Source organism: Pseudoalteromonas rubra, assembly GCF_005886805.2.
Lineage (GTDB): Bacteria > Pseudomonadota > Gammaproteobacteria > Enterobacterales > Alteromonadaceae > Pseudoalteromonas > Pseudoalteromonas rubra_D.
In genome coordinates this window covers 508,527-527,173 of sequence record NZ_CP045429.1, presented here as the reverse complement: position 1 = coordinate 527,173, position 18,647 = coordinate 508,527, and the positions used below count along the sequence as shown (strand labels likewise).

Here is an 18,647-nt window from a genome sequence, read left to right as displayed (position 1 = left end):
TAGTATGTGATGCGCTGATACACCCTAACTCCTTAAAAATAGCCGGTGACAGAAACATACCAACCGGTCTGATCTGGCTGACCGGCAATGCTGCCCAGATCCAGCCAGGCCGCGGTGACATTAACCTGCTTATTGATAAACCAGGCAACAAATACATCCCGCCATGCCTGCTCACCCAACCCGAGGTTGTCGGGCTTTTCGCGATACTCGTAGCCCAGCGCCAGCTCCCTGTTGAGAAAAATGGCCGCACTGGCTTCGAGGTAAATGCGTTCACTGCCCTGCTGACCACCATAGCCCAGCAAACCTAGTTGATTGGCCTCGGTATGGCGCGCCGTGATATTCCAAAATGCGTTCAAGCCGCCCAGTGCCCCCAGGTGCAGCTTGCTGGCAGCCAGATAGATATCGGTGCCACTGTCTTCCTCGGCGCCCAGCAAAGCGGCAACGGCATCATCTTTGAGTGATTTATGTTGCATCCCCAGACTCAACTGTGGCCAGGCACTGTAGACGATATCCCCATACAGGCGTACTTTAACGCCGCTTACAGACTGTTCTATTTCTGTATTGAGTGCAGGCACAGCAAAAGCTTGTTCGGCATAACTCAGCTCGACACGGTCAAACAGGTTGGCCTGAATACCGCACACATCCAGTCGATAATCATCGACGCTGGCGCGGCTACAAAAGCCGCCAAGACTCCATTGTTCGTCACTCGCATACCCCGACAGCTGTGCCCAGGGCACAATGCCGCCACCCGCACTGCCTTCTACCTGAGAAACACCGGGTGTGGCCAGTAACTTACCGGAGCCTGCCATACAGGTGGCACTTATCCATAGTGCGCAGCCTGATAAAACGACTAAACAGAGACTAGCCTGCTTCATGATACTGGCCAAGCCATTGTGTCAACAGCTCCGCCTTCAGTGGTTTACTCAGATAATACCCCTGAGCATAATCACACCCCATTTCTTTGAGCAGCTCCAAAGACGCTTTATCTTCGACCCCTTCAGCAACCACAGAGAAACCAAGTTGATGACCCAGACTGATAGTGGAGCGCACAATACACTGATCCTGATGTGTTTCGGCCAGCTTCAGAATAAACACCTTATCCAGCTTGAGCTCATCAATCGGTAGCATTTTTAAGCGGCCCAGTGAGGTCTGCCCGACACCGTAATCGTCCAGTGAAATATGTACACCAATCTCTTTGAGCACTTTAAGTGCGGCAATCCCTTTCTCTTCATTCTCGATCATATCTCGCTCTGTCAGCTCTATGGTGATCAATGAAGGCGATATCTGATAGCGATCCAGCATGGCTTCCAGATGGGGTACAAAGTCGGGATCCGCAATATCCTGTGCCGACACATTGATGGCCGCTTTCATGGTGATCCCTTGCTCAACCCAGTTGGCAACCTGCGCTACCACCGTTTTAAGCACCCACTGAGTCAGCTCGACGATCAGCCCAGACTGCTCTGCCAGATCAATAAAAAACTCAGGCGAGACCCACTCGCCATTGCGCCGCTGCCAGCGGATCAGTGATTCCACCTTATCGACCTGCTGACTGTGCATGTTGAGCTTAGGCTGATAAGTCATAAACAGCTGGCCGTCGTCACTTTGCAGCGCCGCTTTGAGCTCATCAATGATCAATAAGCGCTCCAGGTAGGCTTCGTCTTCGCCGGTTTGATAAAAATACACTGAATTACTGCCCTGCTGCGCCGCATTGTCTGCTGCAATCAAAGCACGGCGTACCAGATCTTCCGGATCGTCTGCCTGCTCCGGGTAATGGACTACCCCCACACTAAAGCGCAGATTGATCTCCAGTTTCTGTACCTGGTAGGGCTGGTTCAGCGCACTCAGAAATCCCGCGACACAGCCTTCCATTGAACTGTCTTCTTTGGCCGCCAGCACAGTTAAAAACTCATCCCCACCGAGCCGGGCATTCAGCCCTTCAAAACTGGCACCGATTTGTTCAATCCGCTGTGCAACGGCCTGAATACAGCTATCGCCCACACGTGGACCCAGCTTATCGTTAATGTGCCTGAGACCTTTAATATCCACGACCAGCAGGTAATAGACACGGCCATCTTGCAACAAGCGGGTAAGCTTCTCCATGGCGGCCGCCCGATTGTAAAAGCGTGTCAGACCATCGTGGCTGGCCTGATAACGAATTTGCTTTTCCCGCGCCTGAATGTCATCGCCCATTTCATGGAAGGCATCAACCAGCTGGCAGATCTCTTTAGTCGGTCTCGATTCGTGTACGGTGGCTTCGTAGTCACCCAAAGCAAATCGACGTGCCATCACCGTTAACTGCTGTAACGGGGTGGCCAGGTTCCGCGCTAAAAAGCCACTGGCCACAAAGCCAAACAGCATGGTCACACAGGACGATAAAATAATGGTCAACACCAGCTGATCGAATTCCTGATAGTCTTTGGTCATATCAGCGCTTAATACCAAACTAACCGGAGAAGAGTTCAACGCGGGCAAAGCAACCTCCGCATTAATATAAACCGGAAACTCGCTCAGCCAGCGGGTGATTTTTTGCTCATGTAGATAGGCGAACAGATCCTGGGATTCGGGCAAACGCAACGAGCTGGCTTTGATCTGCTCACCATGGCCAATAAAGCTCATTTCCATTCCAGTCAGTTCACGCAGCTGACCCGCCACTTCCGTATCAACGGCAAAGCCAACAATCGCAAAAGCAATGGTACGTGGTGCCTTCACGGGCAAAATAATGGCCTGATACAATTGTTTATCCAGGCTGACAAAAGCAGACTGTTCGGTATGATTTAACAACTCTCTGAGCAACGGGCGCAGATCTTCAGCCAGCTCAATTTCGGCCTGATTGGCAGAGATCAGTTGACCGCGCACGTCCAGCAGCAACATCAGATCAGCATCGATACGCTGACTGTGATTAAACAGCACGCTTTCAATGGTCGGTGCATCGCGCGTTGCAACCGCCTGTTTAAAGCCAAAATCTTGCGTCAGTACCGTAGCGGCGGTCACCAGCAAACGCTCTTTAGCACTGAGATATTGCTGATAGACATTTTGCGCCGTCTGAATATCCTGCTGCACCTTGCGCTCATTGAATTGGCTGGTAGACCACCAGAAGCTGGCTAAGCTGGCAACCGCTGTCAGCAGTACCAACCCGACGCACAAGGCGATAATACGATTTTTAAAACTAGTGCCCATGATGATCCTTAAACATCTCCGAGAATGTGTTTCTGGGTGCCGGTGCCTGTGTTTCTACAATAGCAGACCCGGATTGTTGTAATTCTGTCACCGTCACTATCCTGCGAGTGTCGATATCCTGTGTTTGTTGTGCATGCCAGATAGCCACTTGCTGCGCATAAGCAGGTAACTGCACTGTGCCCGATTGATCGCTGGTAAGCACGTCTTTTGATTGAGAAACATAGATATAGCCCACCATTGAATCATGAATATTACATCCTAGAACAACGACACCCGGTTGTTCAAATCGTATCGGTTGAATAGGTGTACCCGCATATAATTTAAGCTCAAAACGCTTGGTCTCAGAAAAAGAATAGACATGATGACGAATATCATCACTGTTGGGAAAGCTCACCGCCTGACCCTGCATTATGGTCAGTAGTCTGGGATGGAATTGCTTATTGACCTGATCCATTACGGCAACTTGCTGCACCTGGCCCGCACGTAAGGGGGCAACCACTTCAACCACCACACCGGATAAGGGTGCACTGTGCTGATCACGCAATTGAAGGGTGTATCCGTTACCGGAGCCGTTACCGCCCCCCTTACCTGCACTATTGTCGAGTGCATTATCAGCCCCATAAACAGGACCACCTAAGCCGGCAAGTATCCAGGCGCACACAGACCAGGCAAAAATACGCACGCCAACTATCTTTCGTGCACACCCCAGCGCTCGCCTGATCAAGATCAGGTGCCCTTGTGCGATCCTTACCGGGTTATGCCCGCTGACGTTCATGGAAATTTGCCTGAGCCACTTGCTTACCTTAAGTAAAAGTGACGCTGAAAAGAAAAGCAAGGACGAATACACATTCACGCCTGCATCCAGCGGTTAAACAGCCATAAAAAAAGCGGCTTATCGCCGCTTTTTTTATGTTTTTCAGACGGCTCAGGCGTCGATCAGACCATACTCTTTATCCAGTACGGCAATCACCTCATCACGTGGGTTCTGAGGAATACTAAGCTGTTGGCCAACAATTTTACTGGCGATGCCCACATACGTATCTGACACCGACATCATCACCAGCTCAGGCAACTTATAACTGGCAGCCAGCTGTTCGCGCTCGCTCATGCGGTCTTTGTTCAGCAAAACATCGCTGTCCGGTACATTATTGATCAATAACTGGCGGAAGCCTTCTTTAGAGTTTTCCACAATTTTACCGTCACGGTATGCCGGGCCATCCCAGATCCGTGATGAATCCGGCGTGCCTACCTCATCAATGTAGATCAAACGTTCGCTGCCATCTTTATCTTCTACGTAACCAAATTCGAATTTGGTGTCCACAAAGATTTGATCCAGCTTGGCCAGCTCTTTAGAGATCAACGCAAAGCCCTCGCTCAGCAGCTGCTCATAGCGGGCCACATCGGCGTCTGACTTAAAGTTAAACGCATCCAGGTTATCCGTGATATTGCGACGTGTGATATTCACATCATCGACTTCCGGCACATCTGGCAGGCCACGAATGATCCCTTTTGTTGACGGCGTGATCAGCACATCGTCAAGCTTTTGATGCGCAGTCAGGCCTTCTGGCAAACTGATCCCACAGAACTCGCGCACACCTTTGCTGTAATCGCGCCACATGCTGCCGGTGATATATTGGCGGGCGATGGCTTCGACGCGCACGGTGCTGGCTTTACGCACGATCCACACGTATGGGTGAGGTATATCCACAATGTGATTACCTGCCAGACCCGCTTCATCGAATAGTTTAAACCAATGGGCGGCGACACTGTTCAGTGCGATACCTTTGCCCGGTACACCATTGAGGCCATTTTCGCCCTGCCAGATGCAGTCAAAGGCCGAGATGCGATCCGAGATCACCATGATCGCCAGCTCTGTTCCGGCAGGCACATCATAGCCTTTTTCTTCGATCAAACGGGCACTGTCCTGGTCGGTTAACCAATAAACTGAACGTACTTTACCACTGTGCACAGCACCTTTGGTGCGAATGGGTAGATCGTCATTGACGTCTAGAACTTTGTAGCTACTCATTGTATCTCCATAGAGAACGGCTGCGTCTTGCTAAAGGACGCAAAATACAGAGGGGGTTAGAGCGGTGTATGATAGTCGAGCAGCCAACAAATCACAATTGCTTTACCGCACTGAACAGCGATATGCCGCAGGTGGGTTTAGCTTGCGGCGCAAGTATTTTATGATGCGGGCGTGATCCGCCATTGATGTGAGACTATGTTAGAGATTAACGACCTGATTTTTCGCTGGCCCGGTGCCGCCGACGCCACCCTCAACATACCCAAACTTGAAGTCGCCGCCGGTGAGCGGGTCTTTTTACATGGCCCAAGCGGCAGTGGTAAATCAACGCTGCTGGGACTGCTGAGCGGAATTAACAAGCCAGAAGCCGGCAGCATCCGCTTGCTTAACAGTGATCTGGCACAGCTCAGCGATGCCGCCAGAGACAAATTCAGAGCCGATCACATCGGCACAATCTTTCAGAACTTCAATTTACTGCCTTACCTCAGTCCGGTTGAAAATGTCATGCTCGGCTGCCATTTTTCTCGCAGCCGTACCGACCGTATTAAGACGTCGGGCAAAACCCTGGCTCAGCAGGCCGAACTGTTGTTACAGGAACTTGGTCTGGATGCCAGCATCATGTCGCGCTCTGTGGCTCAGCTGAGTATTGGCCAGCAACAACGTGTTGCCGCAGCCCGGGCCTTTATTGGTCAGCCTGAGTTGATCATTGCTGACGAGCCCACCTCCGCACTGGATGCCGACAATCGCAATACCTTTATCGAGTTACTATTTAAAGAGGCCAGCCAATATGGCGCAACCATTTTGTTCGTCAGTCATGACAGCAGCCTGGCCCCTTTGTTTGACAAACACCTGAGTCTGGTTGAATTAAACGGAGCAAGCCAATGAGATTAATCAGTCTGGCGAGCAAAAGTATGCTCAACCGCAAGGCCAGCGTGCTGCTGACCCTGTTCACCATTGCCATCAGTGTGATGCTGCTGCTGACCATTGAAAGGGTGCGTCAGGAAGCGAAAAGCAGCTTTAGCAATACCGTATCAGGTACCGATCTTATCGTCGGTGCCCGAAGTGGCGACATCCAGCTGCTGCTCTCCAGTGTCTTTCGCATTGGTCATGCCAATAATAGTGTAAGCTGGGACAGCTATCAGGACATAAAAGCTCAGCGAGGTGTGAGCTGGACTATTCCCATCAGCCTGGGCGACAGCCACAAAGGTCATGCGGTACTGGGCACCAACAGCGCTTACTTTGAACACTTTCGCTATGGTAAGAAACAAACACTGGCTTTCACCGCAGGCCGCGCTTTTGTTAATGCACAGGAAGTGGTGCTGGGCAGTGACGTCGCCCAAAAAATGCATTACCAGCTTGGTCAGCAAATTGTGATTTCACACGGTATGGGCAATACCAGCTTCCATCATCACGATGATAATCCGATGACTATAGTTGGGATCCTGGCACCGACCGGCACGCCGGTCGATAAAACCGTGCATGTGCCACTGGCGGCCATCGAGGCCATGCATAGCCAGCCTAAATCAACTCCCCGCATGCTAGGTAAGCCAAAACAGCCTGCTGGACACAAGCATGACCATCAAGATGAACATGGGCACCATGACAGCCATGACCACGGCCATGCAGATAAACATGAGCACCATGACAGCCATGACCAGGGTCATGCAGATAAACATGAGCACCATGACAGCCATGACCACGGCCATGCAGATGGACATGAGCACCATGACAGCCATGACCACGGTCATGGACACGATAAACCCGACACCGTCGCAGTTGCGGTACCAGCCCCCGCAGATCTGCATGGCGATCTGATTGGTGAACCCAAACAGATCACGGCATTTTTAATGGGGCTGGACTCCCCGCTATACACTTTGCAGATCCGCCGTAATATCAATAATTACAAAGCAGAGCCGCTGCTGGCCATCATGCCCGGCGTTACATTACGTGAGCTGTGGCGCATGCTGGGCCTGGTAGAAAAGATCCTGCTGCTGTTTTCTGCCGTGGTGGTCTTGATCAGCCTTCTGGGCATGCTGACCACCTTGTTGGCGACGCTGAACCAGCGCCGCCGAGAATTGGCCATTTTGCGCTCTGTGGGCGCGCGACCACGACACATTTTCACTCTAATGAGCAGCGAAGCTATCTTAATTACCGCAGCAGGCTGCACATTAGGCATTGCCTTGTTTTACGCCCTGATTGCACTGGCACAAGGCACGCTGCAAAGTCAGTTCGGAATTAGCCTGAGCATTTCACTGCTCAGTCACTATGAACTCATGTTGATCGGGGTTATTATGGCGGCCGGCACACTGATGGGCATATTGCCTGCAACCCGAGCCTATTTCTATTCGCTCAGCGATGGCATGAGCATCAAGCTATAAGAGGTTTTGAATGACACCATTACGCACTATTTTCTGGCTTTGCACAACGCTGATGCTGTTTTGCGTGCAGGCGCAGGCAGCACCGCCTAAAGAAATTTTCTGGGATGATCTGATCCCAAAAGGCCATGTCCAAATCAGCAATCAGGACGCCGCGGCCAGTCATGATGGCGATCAGCAAAACTGGGTACAGCCGGATCTCGATGCCCCGGTTGTTAAAAGCTTAGATGGTAAACAGGTGAGCTTACCCGGGTTTGTAGTCCCGCTTGAAGGAGACAGTGAAGTGATCACTGAGTTCTTACTGGTGCCTTACTTCGGAGCCTGTATTCACGTGCCACCACCGCCGCCCAACCAGATCGTGCATGTCAAAATCAAGAATGGGGTGCCCATCGACAGCCTGTATGATGCGATTACCGTGACGGGTACTATGAAGGTCGCCACCTGGAAAGGCGATCTGGCACAAACCGGTTATAAAATGGAAGCAGTTGGCGTCGCGCCGTTTGAATTATAAACGTCGGTTATCAGTCTGAAAGTGGCTCAATGATGAGCCACAAGATAGTCAGTCCAGCCTTAGCACAGACAGCTTCTGAAATGATAGGTATCGCATATAACAGCAATCGTGTTACACGAGTCACGCTCAGTATAACGCACGCCACCGGCAACCTGCGGTGTTTGTGCACCATCCAGTAAACGCGTCTGGCCACCCAACTGCTTGATCGATTTTTTGTTTAATTGTAATTTCATAGTGTATTTCCTTATTGTTGTCTTTAAAGATGTGCTGTTTAGCACCTTTCCACTTTTGCACACATTTTAGTCAAATGTAAAGTTACCTCTGAGCCAGCTGCTGACAGAGGATATACATCAATGTGGGGTCTTCCTGCATCAGTGCTTTCAGCTTATCAACCGGGATCCACACCACTTCACAGGGCGTTTCAGCCAGATAATCCAGAGCAGATGACCCCGTCAGTAAAGCCGTTATGCCAAGTGTCTCGCCCGGCCCTCTGACAACAACCTGGCTATTACCCTGCTTACCGGCAACCACTTCACGTACACTGCCCCGGTAAATCACACCCAGTTTATTCAGCGCTTTACCTTGCCTTATCAACACCTGACCCACATCATAAATACCGCGCTCCTGGCAGCTGCTGATCTGTTCGCGGGTGCTCTGTGTGACGCCATGTAACCAGGGGATCTGCTGATCCAATTGTGCCGCCTCCGTCTGGCGAAAAATCGATACCTGTTGCAGCGCCGCCATACGTTTTTCGACATCTTCCAGCAACCGGCTGGCTTCGGGTTTGTCGAGCACCGCCAGCTTGAGCTGCTCTTTAATCACAGCCCGCTCACGGTTCAGCAGTAACCGGATTGCAGCCTGTGACTGAAGCGCCTGCACTATATCCGGAAACGTTTCCTGAAGCTCATTGATCCGCGCGATGGTCTGAGCCATATTATCCTGCACCTGCTGGCGCACATGTGTCGCTATCTGTGCATTCGGCGACAAAGTATCAATATGACTTTCCAGCGCTTCCTGCGCCTGAATAAAGCCCCTGGCCACATCATACCCCACTACCAAACGCTCAAAATACAACCGTAATAACGTCCGCTCTAACCAGGCGATACCCCGCATTCGCTCTAGCCAGCCGGGTACTTGCCAGGTTGCCAACAAGCTATCACGCTGACCGATGCAGGGCTCACCATCCAGTGCCAGTTCAACCGCTTCAACCAGCAAATTGGTTGCCCGTTTACCCAATGTACCTTGCTCAAACTGAGTCCAGTAGTGTTTACGTTCGGTTTCCAGTAAACGACGCAAAAAAGCCGTGTCTAAGTCCGACTGATCGATCGGCGCATCTGCATCTGTTTGTGCCATAGCCCCGAGCTTGACCTGGGTTTTCACCTGCTGCCAGTCAGCCCCACGTAAAAATGGGCTGTCCATCATAGTCGGCAGCATGGTTTGCAGGGTATTGGCCACTTGCTGATTGGCTTTGTCAACCGTAGCCTGTTTGGCTGGAGGCAGGCTGTCGAGGCGCAGGAACTTCAGCAACATGCCCATAGTGCCCCCATTGATTAAAATCGTCAGAACCACAATCCCGGCACATAAAAACAACATGCGATCACTGATCTCTTTTGGGATCGCCTCGCTCGCAGCCACCGTCAAAGCCAGCGCCAGTGACACAGCCCCTCGCAACCCGCCCCAACATAAGACACTGGCTTTTTCAAAAGTAATACCGACCCCTATGCGGCTCAACAGCGGTGTAAACACAGTGATGGATGTCGCGCGGATCAGCATGATCCCAACATATAAAATGCCCAGGGTCTGCCACGCCTGTAGATCATCCAGCGGCACCCGAATGGCCACCAGGATCCCCACCAGCAGAAAAATACAGGTATTGGCAATGTGCGCCATCATTTCCCAGAAATGATGTAAAAACCCAGCTACTTCCGGGCTGATTCGGGTTCGTCCCACACTAGCCAGTACCAGCGCAAGCGTCACCACAGCCACTACACCGGAGACATGAAACGACTCGGAGATAAAAAAGGCTGAATATGCCGCCGCGATGGTTAGCGTGATCTCTATCATAGGATCGTTAAATACCCGATCGATCCATATAATGCATAACCCACCCAGTACCAGACCTATCGCCAAACCGACCAGTACCACACCGGCAAACTGCCCGACAGCTTGCAACGGTGAAGCCATCATGGCTCCCTCTCCGCCGCTGCTGGCCAGCACCCAGACATAGAACAAACTGAAAAACACGATGGCGGTACCATCATTGAGCAAAGACTCGCCCTCAATCAGGGTTTCGAGGCGTTTACGCGAACTCACTTCCTTCAGTAAGGCCACCACAGCAACCGGGTCGGTAGCACTGATCAGGGCACCGAACATCAGGCACATGGCCCAGCTCCATTGCCAGTGCTCAGGCACGCTCATATGTAATAATTCGGCCGTCAGCCAGATGGCCAGCATCAGGCCAGGCACGGCCAAAATAGCAATCTGGGTAAACATGCGGCGGAATAAGTGCACTTCCATCGCAAAAGCGCTCTCAAAGATAAGCGTAGGCAGGAATAAAAATAAAAACAGGTGCGGTTCAATGTCGGCAACCAGGGCTAAGGTATCGCCGACCATCTGAGTGTCACCACTAAAGACATCGCCGCGCTGTGCCAGACCAATACAGATCCCAATCACCAACAGCGCTACGGTATAGGGGATCTGGGTATTTTTCAGGACATGCCGGGTCAGCGCCCCTATAAACAGGGCCAGGATCAAAAAAACCAGGACCAGAATGCCAGATTCAAACTGCATACCAGCCACCTTAACCGATAGGCTCAGAATGCAGTAAGCTTAGTTCACTCAGGCTGGCCCTGTTAGTTTATGGGCAAAAAACTCAGTCCTCAGCTTTGCCTGGATAGTAAATCGTCACTGGCTGCGAGTAATTGGGCACATCATCATAGCTAAACACCGCATAGTACTTAGCAATATCCGGCGTACCAAAATTATCCAGGGTATAGTTGTCTCGACCGCCATACAGCTTTACGCCATCAAACGGAGAACGTGGCGGATGGAAGCGGTTTCGTACCACGAAAAAGCCCACCAGATCCTCATCCTCTTCATTGTCCCAGGTCAGTTTCACCACGCCGTTTTCGACCTGAGTTTGTAGATTATGTGGTGCAGCCACCGGATGTTTGCGTCGTGCGATATAGTCTATTTTCAGCTGCGCGGGTTGCTGATCCTGACAGTTAGTCCAGTTTACCAGTGCATCCGTTGCCTGCGACTCCGCCGTGGCGCGAATAATAAAGTAAAAAGGCGTCTGTGCCTGATGCAAACGCTCCAGCTCCTGCAAGCTGTAGCTATCGAAAATAAAGTGATGTTCTGCACGCTCTCTGAGTTGTTCGTTGCTGACCTCATAGCCGATATACTCTATTTTCTGCCGTTGTTTAACGTGTTGATAATCCACGTCCCGCAATTCCACCAATTCTATGGTAAAGCGCACGTCCCGCGCGGATGCGATGGAATTGCACGAGCGCACCGTCAGACAGGCATTAGTAAACACGGTACGCTCCACAGGCAAGTCCACATTTAAGTCAAACGACATCTGTCCGTACACAATATCGCCTTCGGTATCGAACCCAGATGCCAATTTGTCGGCCACCACCTTGTCTTTATAAATGGTATTACAGGCCAATGGACTCAGGACCAGTTGCTGTTCGGGCAACTGATAAACCAGCTCCAGATTGGGCCGATAATGTAAGCCGCTACCAAATGGCCCATAGCCGATATCAAACTGCATCACCTGAGAGTCTTTACCCAGCGGCAATTTTTTAGGCCCCTGCAACCGCAGTAACAGACGCTGCTGTTTTAAGAGTTTGGCCAGCAAGCTACGCTCAACGCCATTAAACTGCCATTTCAGCCAGATCCCCTGAGTCAGTTTGTCAGACTCAATGGTTTGCCCCAGCGTATGCAAAGGCTTAGCCTCTGCAATGGCAGCGTAGTCATAGATGTCTTCAATCTGATCAGCATCAAGGATCGCCACCGACCATTCACCATATTTTTCAATTTTGGCCGCCACCCGATTCATGGGATAGATAAAGAACTGAGCGCTTAAGATCTGCGATCCTGCGTTGATACTGCTGAGATCAAACTGCACCACGCCCATGCTAACACCACGCTTCTTATCAACCCCGATAAACATAGAGTTATAACCAAAGTGTTCTTTATTTTTGACCTGATTATTTTGCGATAAGTAGCCCACCGACTCACGGGCAGGGAATAAAGTACGGGCGCTTTCGGTTCGTGCCAGACGGGTTTTCAGCCGCAGCTCAGGGCTGAATGGCGATTTTATCTTGGTCACCTTATCCACGGCACGAATGTTGTAAAAATAACTGTGTCCGCTGAGCAGCTGACTGTCCGTAAAGCTCAGCGTTTTAGTAATGGCGACTAAGGTCTCTTCGCCACATGGGTTTTTGTTATGCTGACTGCGATAGACTTCAAAATAGATGTCATCACGATCCTCATATTGCCATTCCAGCTCAACACTGTCATGGGACACGGATTTGATGGTAAAGCCTTCCACTCGCTTGGGGGCCAGCGGCGAGTAATTGATCGCCTCACTCAGCGCATATTGTACGGCCGGAATATTCTCGGCCACACTCTCAGACATATTTTTCATATAATCCGGAATATTACGCGTGCCCACTTCCACTACGGTGGCAATGATCCCCTTGCGATAATAGTACTCGCGGCCACTGCCGTGGATCAGCTGAGCCGGCGGTTTGCCCCGGTGGATCCCATACTGGCGGCCAGTCACCTTTTTGATCTCGTGATTCATATTGGCGCACAGCACATTCAGATCGGTCCCTTCGATTTCTACTTCATGATTGAACTTATGCGCCGGAAAAAACACATTGCCCTGGGAGTGATAATCCAGTGCGATACGAATGTTCTCGTGGCTTTCTACAAAATCACGAATGGCACACGTTTCTGGCTCAGAAAACGCGTGAGGCCCGCCATAGGTATTCGATCCTGTGTTCTGATTACGCATAAACTTCGCATCAAAATTGCGGTTTAAGTCCACCCCAAACGTCCCATCGCCATTGTTACGCCGATTCTTGCGCCAGAATGAGAAATGGTTACGGGAGTACTCAAAACCATCTGGATTCAGGCACGGCACCATATACAAAGTATTACGGGTCAAAGCATTTTGCAGCTTCGGGTTGAAACGATAGTTATCAATCACATACTGAACAAACTTTACCGCCAGCTCATTGCCAATCCACTCCCGCGCATGGATCGACCCAGTATACAGTAACGCAGGTTTATCATCGGCGTAGGTGACATCCAGCGAAATAGTCACCAGCATGATCGGTCGACCTTCCCAGGTTTCACCTATGCTCTGTAAACGGATCAAATGGGGGTGCGCGCTCATGGCGCTTTGCAGGAACTCTATGGTGTCCTGATAGGACGCGTATTGGATTTTCATAGCGGTTGCTCAGTTGCGGAAAACGAAAAGCTATAACCCGGATCAGGCCAACCTGATCCGGTACAGCAAGAGACACTAATGTGTGGTCATTCCAGACGGCATGACTTGTTGCCAGTGTGCGACGATCTTTTCTAGTTTTTTGTCCTTAAGGTTTTTCACCACACAAAGTTGTTGCGGCTCAGTGTTCAGTGCTTCAACGACACCATGTGCACCAAAGGTCGACATGATCTCATCGATCATCTTGTCGCCAATGCCTTTCACCTGTGCCAGGATCTCCCGGATCTGAGCATCATCGAACACCGGCGCAGGGTAACTATTCAGCTCCAGGCCAGCCTGCTCATCACTGCCAGGAATGGGCTGACAGGCTTTGGCTGCGGCCGACTTAGCGTGTAACACAAAGTTGTCCTGCAAATTCCAGATCTCACTTGGCCACTCTTCAAGACGCTGATACTGGGTATCCAGGATAGGAAAATGCTGCTCATCCATACCATGAAATACCTCGCCACAGTCCTGGCTTGGTGTATAACTGGAAAACCCGATATGACGCATCGTACGCAGCAGACGTGAATCGATTTTGCCAAGCTCTTCCCAGTTATACAGCGGGATCGTTGGCTTGCGGAAGTGACCATCCGAGAGCAGCCACATCAGATACTGGCCTATCCAATCTCGAATGTAAGGGAATGCAGCAAATGCCGTGGCACACTCCAAAATGCGTAGCTTGCCATCTTTGCCCAGCGCAATATCGCAGGCCCAGTACTCCGCATTGGCAGCTTTTGACGCTGCGGTCGCCAGCTTAAGTACCGACTTAGGGACTGCCTGATAATCCATGCTGCCACCCTGGCTGGTGTTGGTTAACCACTCTCCTTCAGGAGGACGACGCCAGAAAGCACATACGGGTTTATGACCCACCAGCATGACACGAATATCTGCTTCCATCGGTACAAAATCTTGTACATAAGCCGGGTAGTATTTTTTCTCCGTCAGCAATGCCATCGCTTCATCGTAGTTATCCACTTTATGCACAAAGTAGCCGCCGTAATTGGACGGACCATACGAGCGCTTGATGATCTTAGGATACGTGGCCTGACTGAGATAACGCTTTGCTTTTTCAGGTACGTAAAAAATTTCGGTATGCGGTGCCGGTAACTTGTACTTACGGCAAAAGTGCGTCACGTTCTCTTTTGACTTATTGGAAAACTGACTGTCCAGCGAGGGCAAAAAGCGCACATGCGGCAAGGCACGGGCAATTTCGCGGAACGTTTCATAGGCCGTTGCGGGTATATTGCCAATCAGCACATCAATTTGCTTTTGTTTCACTTCGGCAATAAAGCGCGCTTTGTCATTGCCCCAGTGATATACCACAGTTTCGATTTTATCTGGCCAACCTTTGAAGTTGGATTTATCAAAAAAACGTAACACGTAATCCAGATAGAGAAGTCCAATCTTTGGGAGTTTGGGTTTTGCAGTCATTGCTCGGGCCACCTTGGCAAAATTAATGGGTTAGTAAAATGGGTCAGTAATTTGGCCATCAGGCCACTTTGTGCGTATGCAGGGCATGCTTTTGAGTCGCAGTGCGCTCAATCAAATCCACCATGGCGTCGATCTTGGCCTGGTTAAAATTGATCCCCAGTGCTTCTTGCTCAGGTGTTGCGAAAGCCGGTATGGTATTCACTTCCAGCACCACATATTCCTCCCGCTCCCGATCGTAGATCAGATCAACGCCCGCTATCTCCAGACCTAATGTGTTCGCGGCGCGGATAGCCAGATCGACCACTTCGTCGTCTGGCTCACGGACAAACACAGAGCCACCACTGGTGATATTGGTTTTCCAGTCATCCTTGGGCGCTTTTCGGCCATAACAGCCGACAAACTTGCCATCCACCACATCGATACGGAAGTCGGTATTGTCGTAGTCAATAAACCGCTCAACATAAAAGTAACGTAAGTCGGTACGACTCAGAAATGGCAACAACATGTCCAGCGCCTGCTCACTGTCGATTTTGACAATGCCGACGCCACCCCAGCCATCTGTGGGCTTATAGATCAGCTTGCCACCAAAGTCTCTGAGTGCGTGCTTCAACCCATCCATGTCGTTTTTGTGACACAGACGATAGTCTGCGGTGCAGATCCCCTGGCTGTTGAGTAGGTGCGAGGTGCGAAATTTGTCTTCGGCAAGCGCAAACGCATCATAGTTGTTTAACGTGGGAATGGCCTGGCTCAGCGCCTGATAGAGATACACCTGAAACTGGGTTTGCTGGCCGGCGTTGTAACTCAAAAACGTATCCAGCTGTTCCATCACAACACCATTACAGGTTATCTGGCCATCTTTTGCCCGGGCATCTCGTAAATTGAGCCCGGTACTGGTTTGGATCCCACGCTCAGCCAGAGCGTGAACCAGGCGCTGCTCAATCTCGCGCCCTCCACCATTTTCGTACATCCAGATGCCAACGTGCGGCGCCGCAACAGAGCGTGTCATAAAGTGTCTCCTTGGTCCTTGAACAGGTGCATAAAATTTGGTCAGGAAGGCTATTCTACAGGGCACTGTGTGACAGATTTTTGATCGTTCCTCTGTACCTCCCGGGATCCAAAAACTGTTCATAATTCCGTCACCCAACTGTCATCGAAAATCGCCACGATGGGCCCAAAATTACCGCAGGGACCTGTTATGGATAGTCTTGACTTTAATGAGCTCGCGTCTTTAATTCGTTGTAATTCTTACAGTAAACACAAACCGGGTGTTGATGCACACGGCGAGCAGATGATTGAACTGGCCGCCCCTCTGGGCTACACACTGACTCGATATCAAAGGGAGCATATTGGCGATCATCTGTTATTGCGCGCCCCCAGAGGCGCAGGCAAACAGATCCTGTTACTGGGCCATCTGGACACTGTGTATCCGCCAGAAACGTTTGTCGAATTTAGCCAGGACGAAGAATGTGTTTATGGTCCCGGTGTCTGTGATATGAAAGGCGGCAACTGGGTTGCACTGAACGCATTGCGCCAGCTTAAACGCACATATGGCAAGCTCCATAACATTGACTGGTTGCTGGTCAGCGATGAAGAAATTGGCAGCGATGACAGCAAAGCACTGACGACAAAAATCGCCAAGCAGTATGATGCCTGTCTGGTCTTTGAAGCTGCAGGTAAAAATCATGAACTGGTTGTGGCCCGCAAAGGCATTGCGACCTTTACCATCACCATTACCGGCAAAGCAGCTCATGCAGGTAACCACTATCGGGATGGCATTGATGCCAACTTCGCACTGGCAAACATGCTAATGGAAATGTCCGCCCTGACCGACCTGAAACGAGGCAGCACGGTCAATGTGGGCAAAATCCAGGGTGGCATTGGTGCCAACACCATTTCACCTTCTGCCACTATGGTCGTCGAAGCCCGCTTCACCAAAGCTTCTGAACAGCAACGCTTACTCGAAGGCATAGAGAACATTTGTCTGGCCATTGAAGTGACCGGTGTATCGGTTAAGTTAGAGGGCGGGTTGCAACGCGGTGTGATGGCACCAACGGATAAACAATCCGCTTTACTGTCTGAGATCAATGAGATCCTGGGATACGAGCTGCCAGTGGAACATCGCGGTGGGGTATCCGACGCAAACACCGCAGCCGCAACAGGGACGCCAACCCTGGATGGTTTTGGGCCCTACGGCGATGGCGATCACACCATCCATGAGCGGGCACTGAAGTCCAGCTTTGCACTGCGTATTGAACAAGTAACACAGATCCTGGCCAGCCTGTGCTATCAGGCCGAGCCAGAAGCTGCACTAAGCGACAACGATTAACGCTGGCACTGTGGGCAATATACCGTGCTGCGTTGACCCAGACGGATCTCCTTCAGGGTTGTTTCGCAGCTGACACAAGGTTCGCCCTTGCGTCCATAGACCAGTAACTCTTGCGCAAAGTAGCCCGGTTTACCGTCACTTTGCGCAAAATCCTTCAGGGTGGTGCCACCTTGTTTTATGGCACTGGCCAGGGTCTCCTTAATGATGGGAGTTAAGCGCTGGTAGCGCTGCAATGACACTTTACCGGCTTCCCGTTTAGGGTGGATCCCGGCCTTAAACAAAGATTCATTGGCGTAGATATTACCCACCCCGACGACGACATGGTTGTCCATAATGAATTGTTTGATTGCCACCTTTTTACCACGACTGGCTGCATACAAGTGATCGGCGGTAAACGCTTCCGTAAGCGGCTCCGGTCCCAGTTTTGCAAATACGCTGTGTTCCTCAGCAGCCCCTTGCCACAGGCAGGCGCCAAAACGCCGCGGGTCATTCAGGCGCAGTGCCAGCCCATTGGTAAAATGAAACTCAATGTGATCGTGCTTTTTTAACGGCGTATCCTGCGCCACAACGCGCAGGTTGCCCGACATGCCGAGGTGTAAGATGGCCGTGCCCAGCGGGCTTTCCAGCAGTAAATATTTTGCCCGGCGTTTCACGGCACTGATGACTTGCCCTTCTAACAGGCTTACCTGCTCAGGGACCGGCCAGCGCAACTGACGCTGGTGCACAATAACTTTACTGACACCCTGGCTCAGGATATGGGGTTCAATGCCTAAACGGCTGACTTCGACTTCTGGTAATTCTGGCATTACTTCAACTCAATTGGGGCAAATAGCTGTTGCGCCTGTGCTTTACTGATACTAAACCAACGCTGTGATTGTCTGGCAAAAAGATAATAGCTTTGTTGCTGATGATACAGCTGAAAACCGATCGGCAGTTCACTGCCGGCCAGCCAGAACTGAGCAACACTCAGTGCAGCGCTGGCTGGCAAGCCTGGGTTATCAGTGACAGTCAGCTCGCTTTCCTGCCACTGGGTGATCAACGCCTCTAAGGTACTCGGTTGCGCCTGCCAATCGGCCTGAGCATCGGCACTCAGTCGCCAGGATGTACCTATACGCTCAATCTTATAGCCAGGAAAACCCAGTGCCAGTACGAAACTTTGCTGTTCAAAAAGCGGCATGCTCCCGCGCTCTTCCGCTGGCGGATTAATTTTCTGGTGTATGCCGTTAAGGAAAAAGATCATGATCAACATAGAGAAGATCACCACATTATTCCATGCTTTACGGCTCAAACGCATAACT

The 18,647-nt window shown here is 51.0% G+C and carries 15 protein-coding genes; 4 read left to right on the top strand and 11 right to left on the bottom strand.

The annotated features are described in order from the left end of the window. Nucleotides 1–32: 32 nt before the first annotated feature. The 4 genes from CWC22_RS02350 to CWC22_RS02335 form a co-directional block, all read right to left on the bottom strand. The gene (locus CWC22_RS02350; protein WP_138536709.1) at nt 33–875 is read right to left on the bottom strand and encodes a DUF3034 family protein; all 843 of its coding nucleotides are present in this window, start codon (nt 873–875) and stop codon (nt 33–35) included. Further along, nucleotides 862–3,177 (bottom strand): putative bifunctional diguanylate cyclase/phosphodiesterase, encoded by a 2,316-nt coding sequence (locus tag CWC22_RS02345; RefSeq protein ID WP_125558452.1) that lies wholly within the window; start codon nt 3,175–3,177, stop codon nt 862–864. Before CWC22_RS02345 ends, CWC22_RS02350 begins: the two co-directional genes overlap by 14 nt. Then, entirely contained in the window at nt 3,167–3,952 is a 786-nt protein-coding gene (locus CWC22_RS02340; RefSeq protein ID WP_138536707.1) for a methylamine utilization protein, read from the bottom strand. Before CWC22_RS02340 ends, CWC22_RS02345 begins: the two co-directional genes overlap by 11 nt. A gap of 150 nt (nt 3,953–4,102) precedes the next feature. After that, complete coding sequence (locus CWC22_RS02335; protein ID WP_138536705.1) at nt 4,103–5,206, bottom strand: phosphoribosylaminoimidazolesuccinocarboxamide synthase; 1,104 nt, start codon at nt 5,204–5,206, stop codon at nt 4,103–4,105. 195 nt (nt 5,207–5,401) lie between these two features. Here CWC22_RS02335 and CWC22_RS02330 point away from each other — a divergent pair, with 195 nt between their 5' ends. The 3 genes from CWC22_RS02330 to CWC22_RS02320 are packed head-to-tail and all read left to right on the top strand — an operon-like array spanning nt 5,402 to nt 8,089. Further along, nucleotides 5,402–6,088, top strand: coding sequence for an ABC transporter ATP-binding protein (locus CWC22_RS02330; protein WP_010383374.1), 687 nt, complete (start codon nt 5,402–5,404; stop codon nt 6,086–6,088). Next, nucleotides 6,085–7,581 carry an ABC transporter permease gene (locus tag CWC22_RS02325; protein ID WP_195879845.1) on the top strand — a complete coding sequence of 499 codons (1,497 nt, stop codon included), beginning with the start codon at nt 6,085–6,087 and terminating at the stop codon, nt 7,579–7,581. Before CWC22_RS02330 ends, CWC22_RS02325 begins: the two co-directional genes overlap by 4 nt. Before the next feature lie 52 nt (nt 7,582–7,633). Next, nucleotides 7,634–8,089: a DUF3299 domain-containing protein gene (locus tag CWC22_RS02320; RefSeq protein ID WP_416365151.1), complete on the top strand. Its 456-nt coding sequence runs from the start codon at nt 7,634–7,636 to the stop codon at nt 8,087–8,089. A gap of 59 nt (nt 8,090–8,148) precedes the next feature. Here the strand turns inward: CWC22_RS02320 and CWC22_RS02315 are convergent, their stop codons facing one another. From CWC22_RS02315 to CWC22_RS02295, 5 genes are all read right to left on the bottom strand, one after another. After that, a complete protein-coding gene (locus CWC22_RS02315) occupies nt 8,149–8,322 on the bottom strand; it encodes a hypothetical protein (RefSeq protein ID WP_164517486.1) in 174 nt (57 codons plus the stop codon). An 82-nt stretch (nt 8,323–8,404) separates the two neighbouring features. After that, on the bottom strand, nt 8,405–10,879 hold the full coding sequence (locus CWC22_RS02310; RefSeq protein ID WP_138538319.1) for a cation:proton antiporter: 2,475 nt from the start codon (nt 10,877–10,879) through the stop codon (nt 8,405–8,407). 82 nt (nt 10,880–10,961) lie between these two features. Then, nucleotides 10,962–13,553: a M14 family zinc carboxypeptidase gene (locus CWC22_RS02305; protein ID WP_138538320.1), complete on the bottom strand. Its 2,592-nt coding sequence runs from the start codon at nt 13,551–13,553 to the stop codon at nt 10,962–10,964. A 75-nt stretch (nt 13,554–13,628) separates the two neighbouring features. Further along, the gene (locus CWC22_RS02300) at nt 13,629–15,023 is read right to left on the bottom strand and encodes an ATP-grasp domain-containing protein (RefSeq protein ID WP_058797074.1); all 1,395 of its coding nucleotides are present in this window, start codon (nt 15,021–15,023) and stop codon (nt 13,629–13,631) included. 58 nt (nt 15,024–15,081) lie between these two features. Continuing rightward, nucleotides 15,082–16,029, bottom strand: a complete 948-nt coding sequence (locus tag CWC22_RS02295) for an ATP-grasp domain-containing protein (RefSeq protein ID WP_010383382.1) — start codon at nt 16,027–16,029, stop codon at nt 15,082–15,084. A 189-nt stretch (nt 16,030–16,218) separates the two neighbouring features. On the opposite strand from CWC22_RS02295, the gene CWC22_RS02290 reads away from it, so the two are divergent. Further along, entirely contained in the window at nt 16,219–17,349 is a 1,131-nt protein-coding gene (locus tag CWC22_RS02290) for a M20 family metallopeptidase (RefSeq protein WP_125558471.1), read from the top strand. On the opposite strand, the gene mutM is transcribed toward CWC22_RS02290, so the two are convergent. Further along, entirely contained in the window at nt 17,346–18,155 is an 810-nt protein-coding gene (gene mutM, locus CWC22_RS02285) for a bifunctional DNA-formamidopyrimidine glycosylase/DNA-(apurinic or apyrimidinic site) lyase (RefSeq protein ID WP_010383384.1), read from the bottom strand. The genes CWC22_RS02290 and mutM overlap by 4 nt on opposite strands. Continuing rightward, entirely contained in the window at nt 18,155–18,643 is a 489-nt protein-coding gene (locus CWC22_RS02280; RefSeq protein ID WP_125558473.1) for a hypothetical protein, read from the bottom strand. The genes mutM and CWC22_RS02280 overlap by 1 nt, the downstream gene beginning before the upstream one ends. Nucleotides 18,644–18,647: the final 4 nt, after the last annotated feature.

Coding starts and splice junctions, on each gene's coding strand:
- CWC22_RS02350 (WP_138536709.1), bottom strand. CDS start 875: ATGAAGCAGGCTAGTCTCTGTTTAGTCGTTTTATCAGGCTGCGCACTA.
- CWC22_RS02345 (WP_125558452.1), bottom strand. CDS start 3,177: ATGGGCACTAGTTTTAAAAATCGTATTATCGCCTTGTGCGTCGGGTTG.
- CWC22_RS02340 (WP_138536707.1), bottom strand. CDS start 3,952: ATGAACGTCAGCGGGCATAACCCGGTAAGGATCGCACAAGGGCACCTG.
- CWC22_RS02335 (WP_138536705.1), bottom strand. CDS start 5,206: ATGAGTAGCTACAAAGTTCTAGACGTCAATGACGATCTACCCATTCGC.
- CWC22_RS02330 (WP_010383374.1), top strand. CDS start 5,402: ATGTTAGAGATTAACGACCTGATTTTTCGCTGGCCCGGTGCCGCCGAC.
- CWC22_RS02325 (WP_195879845.1), top strand. CDS start 6,085: ATGAGATTAATCAGTCTGGCGAGCAAAAGTATGCTCAACCGCAAGGCC.
- CWC22_RS02320 (WP_416365151.1), top strand. CDS start 7,634: ATGCTGTTTTGCGTGCAGGCGCAGGCAGCACCGCCTAAAGAAATTTTC.
- CWC22_RS02315 (WP_164517486.1), bottom strand. CDS start 8,322: ATGAAATTACAATTAAACAAAAAATCGATCAAGCAGTTGGGTGGCCAG.
- CWC22_RS02310 (WP_138538319.1), bottom strand. CDS start 10,879: ATGCAGTTTGAATCTGGCATTCTGGTCCTGGTTTTTTTGATCCTGGCC.
- CWC22_RS02305 (WP_138538320.1), bottom strand. CDS start 13,553: ATGAAAATCCAATACGCGTCCTATCAGGACACCATAGAGTTCCTGCAA.
- CWC22_RS02300 (WP_058797074.1), bottom strand. CDS start 15,023: ATGACTGCAAAACCCAAACTCCCAAAGATTGGACTTCTCTATCTGGAT.
- CWC22_RS02295 (WP_010383382.1), bottom strand. CDS start 16,029: ATGACACGCTCTGTTGCGGCGCCGCACGTTGGCATCTGGATGTACGAA.
- CWC22_RS02290 (WP_125558471.1), top strand. CDS start 16,219: ATGGATAGTCTTGACTTTAATGAGCTCGCGTCTTTAATTCGTTGTAAT.
- mutM (WP_010383384.1), bottom strand. CDS start 18,155: ATGCCAGAATTACCAGAAGTCGAAGTCAGCCGTTTAGGCATTGAACCC.
- CWC22_RS02280 (WP_125558473.1), bottom strand. CDS start 18,643: ATGCGTTTGAGCCGTAAAGCATGGAATAATGTGGTGATCTTCTCTATG.